Annotated in this window: 15 protein-coding genes; 11 read left to right on the forward strand and 4 right to left on the reverse strand. The window is 58.4% G+C overall.

Annotated elements, in window-relative coordinates; translation table 11 throughout:
- Positions 1 to 47 precede the first annotated feature (47 nt).
- Entirely contained in the window at positions 48 to 536 is a 489-nt protein-coding gene (locus tag ACR0B7_RS17250; protein ID WP_170485774.1) for a DUF3576 domain-containing protein, read from the reverse strand.
- Between the two features lie 282 nt (positions 537 to 818).
- On the opposite strand from ACR0B7_RS17250, the gene ACR0B7_RS17255 reads away from it, so the two are divergent.
- Together ACR0B7_RS17255 and ACR0B7_RS17260 are read left to right on the forward strand one after the other, a co-directional pair.
- On the forward strand, positions 819 to 1,880 hold the full coding sequence (locus ACR0B7_RS17255) for a porin (protein WP_170485773.1): 1,062 nt from the start codon (positions 819 to 821) through the stop codon (positions 1,878 to 1,880).
- A gap of 100 nt (positions 1,881 to 1,980) precedes the next feature.
- Entirely contained in the window at positions 1,981 to 2,640 is a 660-nt protein-coding gene (locus ACR0B7_RS17260) for a YggS family pyridoxal phosphate-dependent enzyme (RefSeq protein ID WP_170485772.1), read from the forward strand.
- Here the strand turns inward: ACR0B7_RS17260 and ACR0B7_RS17265 are convergent.
- Both ACR0B7_RS17265 and ribA read right to left on the reverse strand, forming a co-directional pair.
- Positions 2,624 to 3,124 carry a L,D-transpeptidase family protein gene (locus ACR0B7_RS17265; RefSeq protein WP_170485771.1) on the reverse strand — a complete coding sequence of 167 codons (501 nt, stop codon included), beginning with the start codon at positions 3,122 to 3,124 and terminating at the stop codon, positions 2,624 to 2,626. The genes ACR0B7_RS17260 and ACR0B7_RS17265 overlap by 17 nt on opposite strands.
- Positions 3,121 to 4,215 carry a GTP cyclohydrolase II gene (ribA, locus tag ACR0B7_RS17270; RefSeq protein WP_170485770.1) on the reverse strand — a complete coding sequence of 365 codons (1,095 nt, stop codon included), beginning with the start codon at positions 4,213 to 4,215 and terminating at the stop codon, positions 3,121 to 3,123. The genes ACR0B7_RS17265 and ribA overlap by 4 nt, the downstream gene beginning before the upstream one ends.
- A 161-nt stretch (positions 4,216 to 4,376) precedes the next feature.
- Between ribA and ACR0B7_RS17275 the strand changes: the two genes are divergently transcribed.
- The 7 genes from ACR0B7_RS17275 to ACR0B7_RS17305 all read left to right on the forward strand — a co-directional run bounded on the left by ACR0B7_RS17275 (position 4,377) and on the right by ACR0B7_RS17305 (position 9,051).
- Positions 4,377 to 5,063, forward strand: coding sequence for a response regulator transcription factor (locus ACR0B7_RS17275; protein ID WP_170415695.1), 687 nt, complete (start codon positions 4,377 to 4,379; stop codon positions 5,061 to 5,063).
- A gap of 359 nt (positions 5,064 to 5,422) precedes the next feature.
- Positions 5,423 to 5,758: a hypothetical protein gene (locus ACR0B7_RS17280; protein ID WP_170485769.1), complete on the forward strand. Its 336-nt coding sequence runs from the start codon at positions 5,423 to 5,425 to the stop codon at positions 5,756 to 5,758.
- Positions 5,758 to 6,219 carry a hypothetical protein gene (locus ACR0B7_RS17285; RefSeq protein ID WP_170485768.1) on the forward strand — a complete coding sequence of 154 codons (462 nt, stop codon included), beginning with the start codon at positions 5,758 to 5,760 and terminating at the stop codon, positions 6,217 to 6,219. The genes ACR0B7_RS17280 and ACR0B7_RS17285 overlap by 1 nt, the downstream gene beginning before the upstream one ends.
- Before the next feature lie 198 nt (positions 6,220 to 6,417).
- Positions 6,418 to 7,206, forward strand: a complete 789-nt coding sequence (locus tag ACR0B7_RS17290) for an exodeoxyribonuclease III (protein WP_170485767.1) — start codon at positions 6,418 to 6,420, stop codon at positions 7,204 to 7,206.
- Between the two features lie 76 nt (positions 7,207 to 7,282).
- On the forward strand, positions 7,283 to 8,200 hold the full coding sequence (locus ACR0B7_RS17295) for a thioredoxin family protein (protein ID WP_170485766.1): 918 nt from the start codon (positions 7,283 to 7,285) through the stop codon (positions 8,198 to 8,200).
- A gap of 27 nt (positions 8,201 to 8,227) precedes the next feature.
- Complete coding sequence (locus ACR0B7_RS17300; protein ID WP_170388769.1) at positions 8,228 to 8,869, forward strand: LON peptidase substrate-binding domain-containing protein; 642 nt, start codon at positions 8,228 to 8,230, stop codon at positions 8,867 to 8,869.
- Positions 8,866 to 9,051 (forward strand): Trm112 family protein, encoded by a 186-nt coding sequence (locus ACR0B7_RS17305; RefSeq protein WP_170388768.1) that lies wholly within the window; start codon positions 8,866 to 8,868, stop codon positions 9,049 to 9,051. The genes ACR0B7_RS17300 and ACR0B7_RS17305 overlap by 4 nt, the downstream gene beginning before the upstream one ends.
- On the opposite strand, the gene ACR0B7_RS17310 is transcribed toward ACR0B7_RS17305, so the two are convergent.
- Complete coding sequence (locus ACR0B7_RS17310) at positions 9,048 to 10,310, reverse strand: FAD-dependent monooxygenase (protein ID WP_480682089.1); 1,263 nt, start codon at positions 10,308 to 10,310, stop codon at positions 9,048 to 9,050. The two genes, ACR0B7_RS17305 and ACR0B7_RS17310, sit on opposite strands and share 4 nt — an antisense overlap.
- A 53-nt stretch (positions 10,311 to 10,363) precedes the next feature.
- On the opposite strand from ACR0B7_RS17310, the gene ACR0B7_RS17315 reads away from it, so the two are divergent.
- Together ACR0B7_RS17315 and ACR0B7_RS17320 are read left to right on the forward strand one after the other, a co-directional pair.
- A complete protein-coding gene (locus ACR0B7_RS17315) occupies positions 10,364 to 11,692 on the forward strand; it encodes an amidase family protein (RefSeq protein ID WP_170485765.1) in 1,329 nt (442 codons plus the stop codon).
- A gap of 108 nt (positions 11,693 to 11,800) precedes the next feature.
- Positions 11,801 to 12,982: an aminotransferase class I/II-fold pyridoxal phosphate-dependent enzyme gene (locus tag ACR0B7_RS17320; protein WP_170485764.1), complete on the forward strand. Its 1,182-nt coding sequence runs from the start codon at positions 11,801 to 11,803 to the stop codon at positions 12,980 to 12,982.
- The last annotated feature ends 10 nt before the right edge of the window (positions 12,983 to 12,992 follow it).

Consider the following 12,992-nt stretch of genomic DNA (forward strand, 5'->3'; position numbering starts at 1 on the left):
GCCGGGTCAGAGCCCGGCGTGGTAATATTGTGATTTTCGGCGGGTTGCTAGAGCTTGTTGTCCGCAATGCGCAACTGACGGGCGCGGGACAGGATGGCATCCTCGACCGCGCGGGTGGTCGCGGCACTGACCGGAGCGCCGCCGCTGGACTGCAATGCCACCGACAACGAGCGCGCCGCCAGCGCAGGATCGCTTATGTGAACCGTGGCCCTATAGGACCGTCCACCACCCGGAGGTGTCCCGTAACCCGTTACAATCACACCCGTAAATGGATCGATTTCCTGAACCGGCAGGAAATTCAGCACATCAAGGGATGCTGCCCACAGATACCTGTTCACATTTGTAACTTGCTCTGCGTTTCTGGTGTCGAACACATCCCAGATGGTCGAACGGTTGGGGTCGTTCAGTTCGCGTTCGCTTGAACGGCCGCTGTCTGTACTAAGCAGATCAGGGTTCGGCGCGGCCCCTCGATTCTGTCCGCAGGCCGACACTGCGGCAGTCACTATGATCAAACCGATAATCGTCTGCAGGCGCATCGTCGACTGGTCCTGTTTCCACTTGGTCTCGTTCGTTCAGTGATACTCCTAGACAAGGTCCAGTTCGGCAACAACCCTCTTATTGTCACATTTCGACGGTATTGCAGACGCTTTGGGGCTGAAAACTGACTGTGGCATCCTTGCACCAATCTGTTGCCAATGCAGCCTGCCTAATTATGCCGACCTTGCGCGAAGGGGGCAAAAAGAGCGAAACGGTTCCCGTGCTGAGACATGTGCTGAGGCATATGTCGAGTAGAAAACTTTGAAACCGAGGGAAACAAGATGAAAAAAGTTCTCTTCGCATCGACCGCTCTGATCGCAACCGCAAGTGTTGCAGCGGCCGACGTACGCTTTAGCGGTTACGGCCGCTTTGGTATTGGATACCAAGAAGACCGCACCGGTTCGGTGCCGAACTTCACCACCACCACCACCACCACCACCAGTGGTGCGATCAGCATCAACCCCAATGTTAACACTGGCTCTACTACTGTTGACACCGACAACACCATCCTGATCTCGCGCTTCCGTCTGAACATCGACGGCGTCGTCGAAACTGATGGCGGCGTTGAGTTCTCGGCTCGTGTTCGTCTGCAGGCTGACGAAAACGCCGGCAACGGCGAAGCAAACGCAGCCGATCTGAATGGCGCACGTTTCTCGGTCATCTACGGTGGTCTGCGTGTTGACGCGGGCAACGTTGCAGGTGCCTTCGACAACTTGGCAAACTACTACGGTAACGAGCCGGGCCTGGAAAACTTCGTTGGTCAGTACTCGGGTGTTGACTATAGCTTCCTGGGTTACTCGTCGACCGGTCCGGGTTCCAACGCTGTGTTCTTCCAGTACGCAGTTGGCGACTTCGCATTCGGCGCATCGTATGACCAAGCAACCGTTGCATTCGGTGGCGTTCCTGAAGATGCAGACCGCTGGGACATCAGCGCAACCTACACCTTCAACAACATCACCGCTGCTCTGGCCTACGGTCAGACCGATGGTGGCTCGTTCGGCATCGACCCCGAACTGCTGGTCTTCACCCTGGGTGGTGAATGGGGCGACTTCTCGGGCACCCTGTTTGTTGGTGACGAAAGCGACACCGCGCCTCGCGCAAATGGTGACGCAACCGACGACACCTTCTACGGTCTGTCGGCAGCTTACAACGTTGGCGCAGCGACCACTCTGACCTTCGCTTACGGTGACGGTTCGGCTGACGGTGACACCCGTCAGTATGGTATCGGCGCAATCTACGACCTGGGTGGCGGTGCATCGCTGCGCGGTGGTATCGGCGACACCAAAGTCGGCAGCGCAGACAGCACCATCCGTGCTGACTTCGGTGCTCAGTTCAACTTCTAAGTTGATCTGAACCGCAAGGTTTAAGGGCAGGTCTTCGGACCTGCCCTTTTCTTTTGGGCTGACATGGTGTTTTCCTGCCCCAAACTGATTGAGGACCCCCATGTCGCTGCATGATATCGCCGCCCGTATCCAAAAAGCTGAATCTGCCGCAGGGCGACCGGAGGGGTCCGTCAAGCTGATAGCGGTGTCAAAGGTTCAGCCGAATGAGCGTGTTCGCAGTGTTCTGGACGAAGGGCACCGTTGTTTCGGCGAAAACCGGGTCCAGGAAGCCGCCGGAAAGTGGCCGGACTTTATGCAGGACTATTCCGACATTGATCTGCACCTGATCGGACCTTTGCAGACAAACAAGGCCCGCCATGCGATAGAGTTGTTCAGCACCATCCATTCGGTGGATCGACCCAAGCTGGCCAAGACCCTTGCACGGCTGGCGCAGGAGGTTGGCACTTGCCCTGATCTGTTCATACAAGTGAATACCGGAGAGGAGGAGCAGAAGGCCGGTATCCTGCCAGCTGAGGCAGATGCGTTTATCGCCGAGTGTCGCGCTCTGGACTTGCCGATCATGGGCTTGATGTGCATCCCGCCCGTCGAAGAGGAACCTGCGCTGCATTTCGCGCTGCTTGCCAAGATTGCGGAGCGCAACGGGCTGGCAGGGCTGTCCATGGGCATGAGCAGCGATTTTGAGAAGGCGATCGCACTGGGCGCGACTCATGTGCGTGTGGGGTCCGCGATCTTTGGCGAACGGGTTAAACCGCAGGAATAATCAGGCGCGTGTTCGGCGAAATCCTTCGGGCGATCCAGTGTAGATGGTCGCGACGAAACGCGACGCAGCCTTCGGTCGGATAGCCCGGTCGTCTCCACTGATGAATAAAAATTGCAGAGCCACCCTCTGGTACGGCGTTAGGCCAGTTCCAGTCGGTCAGCAGGACCAGATCGTATAACGGGTCCGCGCGGCGCAGTTTTTCATGGCTGAACGGGTAAGGTGCGCTGACCAGTTGGTTGTAGCGATCATCGCTGCTGTCATCTGACCACAGATCGCGGGGTCCAATCGGAATGGCCCAGGGCGTTGGTGCCGTGATCCGGTCGGGTCGGTAAAGCATCCCGACGATACGGTGCACACCGGTTGGTGTCGCACCATCGCCTTCGCGCTTGGTGTTGCTCAGCCCGCCCTTGCCGATCGAACACGGCAAGATGCGCCCTGCAAACCGAACGCCGCGAGGTGTAAGCACAAGGTCAAAGGGGGTCACAGCAAGTGGCCCGACTTTGCCGCCTTGGTCGCCAGATACTCGCGGTTATGGGCAGTTTCACCAACCTTGAGCGGAACGCGCTCGGTTACCGCGATCCCCGTCTTCTCCATCATCGCGATCTTGGCCGGATTGTTGGTCAAAAGACGGACAGAACTGAAGCCCAGCGATTTAAGGACATCCGAGCCCAAACGAAAGTCGCGCTCGTCATCCTCGAATCCCAGCCGGTGATTGGCCTCGACTGTGTCAAAGCCCTGATCCTGCAGGAAATACGCGCGCATCTTGTTGGCCAGGCCAATGCCGCGCCCTTCCTGATTCAGATACAACAGCACCCCGGCCCCTTCTGTTCCCATCTGGGCAAGGGCACCGCGAAGCTGAGGGCCGCAATCGCACTTGAGGCTGCCCATGAGGTCACCCGTGAAACAGGCCGAGTGCAAACGGGCCAATACGGGCTTATTGCGGTCAGGACGTCCGATTTCGATAGCGTAGTGTTCTTCACCGCCATCGTCCGGGCGAAAGACATGAAGACGTCCGGCCTCGGACACTTCCATCGGCAAGCGCGCTGCCACCACTTCGTTCAGGATGCTGCGGTCCGCCAGATGCGGAGCTGCCCGTGTATGGTCAATGCAGGTTAGGCCATGTGCGCCCGCAAAGGCGCGTCCGTCCTCAATGGGAACTACGACGGCTGCAGGAAGCAGCCGCGCGGATTTGGTCAGTGCAATGGCGATGCGGTGTAGGTTGGCGCCGCCCTGACGTTGCGTCATAAGTGGGCCTTTCATCGGCGCGTTCAGATCATCGGACGGGTCGGCGACGGCTTGTACCCAGCCAATGTCGGCGTCCGCAGGTATGACGACGCGCGCAAGGTCGCCGTCATACGCCCGTGCCTTGAGTGTTTCCGCACGTCGCACGGTTATGGCAACGACCGGTTCGCCTCCCAGCCCTCGCAAGTCCGCAAGGCGTTGAGGGCTCAGTGTTTCTGACGCGATTGCAAGAACGCTAAAGCCACTGTCATCCGTCAACACGACAGGCACGCCCATTCGCAGGTCTGCGCGGGCGCGTGCAAGCAGTTCCGAGATATCCGGGATAAGACTCATTCATGTTACCCTGTAACGATCAGCCCTTCCTGTAGCCTGATCGAGCACAAATGTGAAACATTTCCTCATCCTCGGACACGAGGGCGTGAGACGATTGCAGCAAACCTTGTTGATTGCATCTTTCGCGCGCAAGTGGTGGAAAAGGCTTAGGAGGACCAGATATGGCACAGCTTAAGAAAATCCTGCTGGTGGATGACGACGAAGACCTTCGCGAAGCTCTGAGTGAGCAGCTTGTGATGACCGAAGACTTCGACGTGTTCGAGGCGTCCGACGGGCAGTCCGCCATGGAGCGCGCCCGCGAAGCGATCTACGACCTGGTCATTCTGGATGTGGGCTTGCCGGATACCGACGGGCGCGAGCTGTGCCGCCTGATGCGCAAGCAGGGTGTCAAAAGCCCGATCCTGATGCTGACGGGGCACGATAGTGACGCCGACACCATTCTGGGCCTTGATGCCGGTGCCAATGATTACGTTCCCAAGCCTTTCAAATTCCCGGTCCTTCTAGCCCGCATCCGTGCCCAGCTGCGCCAGCATGAGCAATCCGAAGACGCGGTCTTTGTTTTGGGGCCGTATACCTTCAAGCCTGCGATGAAGATGCTGATCACCGAAGATGACCGAAAGATCAGGCTGACCGAGAAAGAGACGAACATCCTCAAGTTCCTCTACCGCTCGGCGGATGGCGTGGTCGCCCGCGATGTGCTGCTGCACGAGGTCTGGGGATACAACGCCGGTGTGACCACGCATACACTGGAAACCCACATCTACCGCCTGCGCCAGAAGATCGAGCCTGATCCTTCAAACGCGCGCCTTTTGGTCACAGAGTCGGGCGGATATCGCTTGGTCTCTTAACCTTTGGTGGATTGACTCGGATCAAAGTGATACTCTGAGGGTAAATCAAGTTACTCCCAACCCGTGCATGTCCGGGTTATGACATGCACCTCCCTGTTGGACTGCCGGGCCAGATGGCCCGGCTTTTTTTGGGGGAGGGGGCGGGTTTGAGCTTAATTTGACAGGTGCTGCGGATTGCATGAATGTCCGCTCATCAATCAAGGGCAAAAAACGGGGCAAAACAAAAGGGAGTTTTGTCAAAGGCTTGTGGCACAAGATTTTTCAATGGTTTTGTTGGATCGTCGATGTGAAATCACAGATCGCTATAGACACACCTCCTAAGACGCGTTATTTAAGAAGGGTCTTGTGTGGGGGAGAAAATGATAAACTACAACGCTGGACGCTACAGTACAACGTTTGCCAACGAGGGCGGCAAAGAGATTTGGGAGTTCTTGGTCAATCCTGAGAACCTTATCCGTATGGAAACAGCAACATATCTTTCCCGTCCCGCGATTGAGCCGCTATCGCCCTTTCTTCTTGAGCGATTTGGCGACCTCGCGAAACAGGATCGAATGAAGCAGATGATGGGTCATATGGTTAGGCAAATAATGGAGAGTAGAGGATACGTTCTTCAGCAGGGCAATGTGAAGATAAGCAGCGCGAACAGCATCTTTTCCAGAGCATCTCGCTACGCCTTGAGTAACGGGACTTCATGATGTCAAAAAGTCAGAAACTCCTCAATATCATTGCAATTTGCGACGATGAAAAAAAGCTACGGAATTGGATTTCCAATGCGAACAGGGAAAAGGTCAAAGAAGTCGAAGATGCGGCTCGAAGACGTCTTATCGAAGTTCGAGCTTTAAAAGACATTGACGATCCTAATGATCCAATTGTCCTGGACTTCTGGAAAAGTATCACCGCATTGGAAAACGAGCTTAGTGAAGAGCGGGGTAAGACAACTAGACTGAGCCGGACCCGGCAAAAGATCGCCAGAGTTGGTGTGGAGAAGACTCTGGCCGACTTGGCTCTTCAGGGTCAGCCGTCCGACGGCTACCACCTTCTCAAAGCGAGAGGTATGCTCGATCTGAGCGCCGAAGCGGTTGTGCTGCGTTATCCCAAGAGGTTTGCTCGAGAAGTTTTGGATGCCGCACGGCTGCGATTGACTTTCGAAACATAAACCACGGAAAATGCGCTTTGATTGGGTGCTATTGCGTTTCAAAACTACCGATTTTGGCGGTGGATCGAAAGCGTTTCGGTCGCGCAGTCTTAAGGAAACTACACTTCGTCCGCATAACTGCCGTTCAGTCTCTTTCCCCATGGCACCCCATCCCAACCCACGCTAACCTCTGCCCAACCCGCGACAGAGGATTCCCCAATGCCCTTCACTCTTGCCACCTGGAACATCAACTCGGTCCGCCTGCGCGAGCCTATCGTGCTGAAATTGCTGCAGGAAGAAGCCCCCGATGTGCTGTGCCTGCAAGAGTGTAAATCTCCGGTCGAGAAAATCCCCACAGAAGGTTTCGCGGAACTGGGCTATACCCACATGGTTGCGCGCGGGCAGAAGGGGTATAACGGCGTCGCGATCCTGTCGCGCATCCCGATGGAGGAGGTGGGCGACAAGGACTTCGCCGGTCTCGGCCACGCCCGTCACATCGCCGCGCGGTTGGAGAATGGCGTGACCATCCAAAACTTTTACGTCCCCGCAGGCGGAGATGTGCCCGACCGTGAGGTGAATGAGAAGTTTGGGCAGAAACTCGACTACCTCACCGACATGCGCGACTGGTTCCATGCCGAAAAGCCCGAAAAATCCATTCTGGTGGGCGACCTGAACATCGCCCCGCGCGAGGATGATGTCTGGTCGCATAAACAACTGCTCAAGGTTGTTTCGCACACGCCGATCGAGGTCGAGGCGCTGGCCGAGACGCAAGATGCAGGTGGCTGGGTCGATATCACCCGGCAGGATATCCCCGAAGGACAGCTTTATAGCTGGTGGTCCTATCGTGCGCGCGATTGGGATGCGGCAGACAAGGGGCGGCGGCTGGATCACGTCTGGGCCACGCCCGATATCTCGAACGCGGGACATTCCAGCCGCGTCCTGCGCGATGCACGCGGGTGGGAAAAGCCAAGCGACCACGCTCCGGTCTTTGCAAGTTTCGACCTCTAATTTGGAAATTCAGCCCTTGGTTTCTGCCTTATGCGGTTGCATATAGGGCGCAAGTTTGAACGAAAGAGTGAGTGTCATGGACCTTTTGAACAGTGCAGCCAGCCCCGATACCGCGGATCTGATCAAGGACGGGTCCGAGGCCACGTTCATGGCCGACGTCGTCGAGGCATCACAGGAAACCCCGATTATCGTGGATTTCTGGGCGCCGTGGTGCGGGCCGTGTAAGACTCTGGGCCCTCTGCTGGAAGATGCTGTGACCGCCGCCAAGGGCGCGGTGAAAATGGTCAAGATCAACGTGGACGAGGCGCAGATGATCGCCTCGCAAATGCGTGTCCAGTCTATTCCGACTGTCTATGCCTTCTTCAAAGGTCAGCCGGTTGACGGGTTTCAAGGCGCGTTGCCCGGGTCCGAGATCAAGGCATTTGTTGACCGCGTGATCGAGGCGGCAGGCGGCGAAAGCCCGGGCGGGCAACTGGATGACGCCGTTCAAGCGGCCGAAGAAATGCTGTCCGAAGGCGCGGCTGCGGACGCGGCGCAAACCTTTGCTGCCATTCTGGGCGAGGATCCGAACCATGCGGCCGCCTATGGAGGTCTGGTGCGCGCCCATATCGCAGCCGGTGATCTGGAACAGGCCGAGGCCATTCTGAACGGTGCCCCTGCGGAAATTTCCACCTCTGCCGAAGTAGAGGCTGCGCATGCGCAACTGGAGCTTGCCAAGCAAGCCGCAGATGCGGGTCCTGTGGCCGAACTGACTGCGGCGGTTCAGGCCGACGCGGACAACCATCAGGCCCGGTTCGATCTGGCGCAGGCGTTGCACGCCAATGGTGACGTGGAAGAGGCCGTCAGCCAGTTGCTTGAACTGTTCCGCCGCGATCGCGAATGGAACGACGGTGCAGCCAAGGCGCAGTTGTTCACGATCTTCGATGCGCTCAAGCCAAATGACCCGATTGTTCTGAACGGGCGGCGCAAACTCAGCTCGATGATATTTGCCTAATCTCTGATCAGAGCTACACTCGGGTACATGATGCATCCCGCTGACCTGCCGGAAACGGTATCCGTCTTTCCTTTGCCCGGGGCGCTGCTGTTGCCCCGCTCGCGCCTGCCGCTGCACATTTTCGAGCCGCGCTATCTGCAGATGTTGGACGACGCCTTGAAAACGCCCGAGCGTTTGATCGGGATGGTGCAGCCGAACCCCTGCCAAAGCGACGATGACAAGCTGCACCAGATCGGTTGCGCGGGGCGGGTGACGCAGTTTTCGGAAACCGAAGATGGCCGTTACCTGATTACGCTGACCGGGATTTCGCGGTTCCGCGTCAAATCCGAGCTGGACGCCTTTACCCCTTACCGCCGCTGTCAGGTGTCTTGGGATGGGTTTGACCGCGATTTGGGCCGGGCTGAACATGATGACGGGTTCAACCGCACAAACTTTCTGTCGCTGCTAGAGCGGTTTTTCTCGTCCCGGCAGCTATCGACCGACTGGGACTCGTTGAAAGACGCGGATGATGAGCTGCTGGTCAACTCTCTTTCCATGCTGCTGGACTTTGACCCCGAAGAAAAACAAGCCTTGCTAGAAGCGCCTTGTCTGCGTACGCGTCGCGAAACTCTGGTAACACTGATCGAATTCGCCATGCGCGGCGGATCGAGCGAGGAAAAGCTGCAATGACCACACCTGAACACGCCTTTGACCGCCGAATGCTTGAGGCGTTGATTTGCCCGCAGACGCAGACAACTCTGCACTATGATGCAGAAAAGCAGGAACTGGTCTCAAAGGCTGCGGGGTTGGCTTTTCCGATCCGCAACGGCATTCCGGTTATGCTGGTCGATGAGGCGCGGGAACTGGATTAAATCGCGCGCCCTTGAAGCAGTTTTGGCAGGTCCCCGGTCAGTCCGGCGGCCTCGCGCACGAAACCCCGCCGCAGGCCCGGAAGTGACCCGACGATCCCCATCCCGATGTCGCGCCCAACGCGCAAGAGGGGATTGTCATTTGAAAACAGCTTGTTGAACACATCCGTCGCCATGGCCAGCGCAGCCGTGTCAAAACGGCGCCATTCCTGATAGCGCTCCAGCACCAGAACCGATCCGATATCCTCGCCGCGCCGTCCGGCCAGCGTCAGGACCTCGGCCAGCGCGCCGACGTCACGCAACCCGGCATTAAGCCCCTGCCCGGCAATCGGGTGCATGCCGTGCGCGGCATCTCCGACAAGGGCCATTCGTTCGCCAATGAAAGCGTTCGCGATGGTCAGGTTCAACGGATAGGTGAACCGATCTCCGGCCAGCTTTATGTCGCCGAGGAAGTCGCCAAAGCGGAGGCGCAGGACTTGCAGATATTCCCCTTCGGGCAGGGCGTTGATGCGTTTTGCGGCGTCGGTCCGTTCGCTCCAGACAATCGAGCTGCGGTTGCCGGTCAATGGCAAGATCGCAAGCGGACCGGGCGGCATGAAGAACTGATGCGCGATACCGTGATGGGGCAGGTCATGTTCGATGGCGCAGACAAGTGCAGTCTGGCCGTAGTCCCATCCGCTGCGCTTGATGCCTGCACGCGCAGCCGTACCACTGCGGCGGCCATCGCACCCCACAAGCAGGCTGCCTGTCAGGGTCGAGCCATCATCCAGAGTAAGGGTAACGCCCGTTGCGTCTTGATCCTGCGCAATGACTGTTCGACCACTGATCTGAGTGATGTTGCTGTCTGCGTCCATCGCATCCAAAAAGGCGCGGCGCAGATGACGGTCCTCGACCATGTATCCCATCGGGCCTTCTTCGATCTCGGCGTGATCGAAATGCATGAAGAAGGGTGATGGCCCGGTCCCTGCGTGCCCATCGGTGACCTTGATCTCAAGCATCGGCTGGGCGTGTTCGGCGACACGGTCCCACACGCCAATCGTTTGCAGCAAGCGCTGAGAGGCCAGCGCAAGCGCATAGGCACGCCCGTCGAACGCGGCGTTTTTCCGAACTTTCTGGGCCAAGGCGTCGACGATCGTGACGGTATGCCCCGTCTGAGCCAATGCCAGTGCCAAGGCGGGGCCGTTCAGACCGCCACCAACGATCAGGATATCGGACGTGTGTTCCATGCGGTGCAATATGCGTGCCCTTTCGGGATTGTCCATGTGCGGTCCTGTCGCTACCGTCCCTCAAAGCGAAATTTTCCAAGGGGGTAGGGATGCAGGATTGGTTGACCATGACCGCGTGTGATCTGGGCCGAGGCATTGGCATGGGCCAGATCGACCCTGTTGAATTGACCGAAACCTACCTGTCTGCGATCGCCGCGCACCCTCACCGGGACCGCATTTATGCCCGCGTTACCGAAACACGCGCTCGGGCCGAGGCTGAGGCCGCGCGTGCGCGGGCCAAACTGGGCCTGCGCCGATCCCTGCTGGATGGGGTGCCGATCAGTTGGAAAGACCTGTTCGATACAGCCGGCACGAAGACCGAAGCCGGATCAGCCCTTTTAAAAGGGCGAGTCCCCGAAACGGATGCCGTTGTTGTCAGAAACGCGACGGCGATGGGGGCGGTTTGTCTGGGCAAGACCCATATGAGCGAACTGGCCTTTTCAGGACTGGGTCTGAACCCGATCACCGGGACGCCGCCTTGTATCGACGATGTGGACGCGGTGCCGGGCGGGTCTTCCTCTGGCACTGCGGCCTCGGTCGCGTGGGGGCTGGCTGCGGGCGGTATTGGGTCGGACACGGGTGGGTCGGTCCGCATCCCTTCTGCCTGGAACAACCTCGTTGGGCTGAAAACCACGGCTGGACGCGTGACGCTTGAGGGGACGGTGCCCCTGTGTTTGCGGTTTGATACGATTGGCCCACTGGCGCGCTCGGTCGAAGATGCCGCCCATTTGCTGGCTCTGCTAGAAGGCGGCACGCCTGCTGACTTGCGCGGTGCTACGCTGCAAGGCCGCCGTTTCGCCGATTTGTACAACGTGGCCAAGGATGATCTGCGGGATGGTCCGGGCGCGGCTTACGAATCTGCCCTTGCCCGTTTGCGAGAGGCCGGGGCCGAGATTGTCCCGCTGGAGGTGCCCGAACTGAACGCCGCCATGAGCCTGTCCGGTATCCTCTATACGACCGAAGCCTACGGCCTGTGGCGCGATGTGATCGAGGCCAACCCGGACGCAATGTACCCAGAGATTCTAGAGCGGTTCCGCGCGGGCAAGAACGTCTCGGGGCCGGACTACATTGCGGCCTGGTCCCGGTTGAAAGCCTGTCGGACTGCGTGGGACGCAGCAACGGCCGGTTTTGATGCTGTTCTGGCCCCAACCGCGCCGATCCTGCCCCCGAATCTTGAGAGGCTGATGACGGATCATGACTATTACGTCACCGAGAACCTGCTGGCATTGCGCAACACCCGGATCGGCAATCTGATGGGATTGGCGGCGCTGACCGTTCCGACGGGAACGGCTGGGTGCGGGTTGATGATGATGGGGTATCCGGGATCGGAAGAAGCGCTTTTGAGGGTGGGCGCGGCGGTCGAAACGGCTCTGGCGTGAATGCCACAATCCCCTGATTCGCCGTCGCTTTGTCTGGACGAAGCGGAATCCGGCCTGTAATCTGCCAAAAAACGGGGCGAAAACGATCCCGGCATTGAGGCAGTAGTTATGAATTTTCCCGAGCGGTTCTCGAACCTACCGGAATATGCTTTCCCGCGTCTGCGCACCCTGTTGGATCATCACCAGCCGGGCGGAGATGTCATTCACATGACCATCGGCGCGCCCATGCACGATTTTCCCGCATGGGTGACGGATGTGATCATGGAAAACGCGGCCGGATTTCAGGGTTACCCCCCGAATGAGGGCTCCGCCGCGCTGCGTGGCGCAATCACCGACTGGATCAAGCGCCGCTATGGTGTGGCGATGGACCCAGACGCCAACGTCATGGCCCTGAACGGCACGCGCGAGGGGCTGTACAACGCGGCAATGGCGCTGTGTCCCGAGGAAAAGAATGGGCAGAAACCGGTCATCCTTTGCCCCAACCCCTTTTATCAGGTCTACATGGTCGCCTCGATTTCGATCGGGGCCGAGCCTGTATTTGTGCCCGCCACCGCTGCAACCGGTCATCTGCCAGACTATGCGGGTCTGCCCGAAGATGTTCTGAACCGCACCGTTGCGGCCTATATCTGTTCCCCGGCCAATCCGCAGGGTGCGGTGGCGTCGCGCGATTACTGGGCCGAACTGATCCGTCTGGCCGAAAAGTACGATTTCCGTATCTTCGCCGATGAATGCTATTCCGAGATCTACCGCGATGAGGCGCCGACCGGCGTTCTGACCGTCGCGCAGGAACTGGGTGCAGATCCTGAGCAGATTACCCTGTTCAATTCGCTGTCCAAACGGTCCAACGTCGCCGGCTTGCGTTCCGGTCTGATCGCAGGTGGCTCCGAGACGATCAAACGGGTCAAACAACTGCGCAACTATGCAGGCGCGCCCCTGCCGCTGCCTTTGCAAGCGGCCGCCGCAAAACTATGGGCGGATGAGGCGCATGTGGCCGAGAACCGGGCGCTCTATCAGGAAAAATACGCCATTGCGGATCAGGTGTTCGCGGGTCTGCAGGGCTATATGCCACCCGAGGCCGGGTTTTTCCTTTGGCTACCAGTCGATAACGGCGAAGAAACCGCATTGAAGCTGTGGCAGGAAACCGGGGTTCGGGTACTGCCGGGCGCATATCTTTCTCAAGGCGATCCGGGGCAAAACCCGGGCGAGCAATTTATCCGGGTTGCGTTGGTGGCCCCAAAAACAGAGTTGCAGCAAGGGCTGATCAAGCTACGCGACTGCATCTATTCGTGAGGTACGAGGG

This window comes from Ruegeria sp. BB6, from assembly GCF_056539385.1.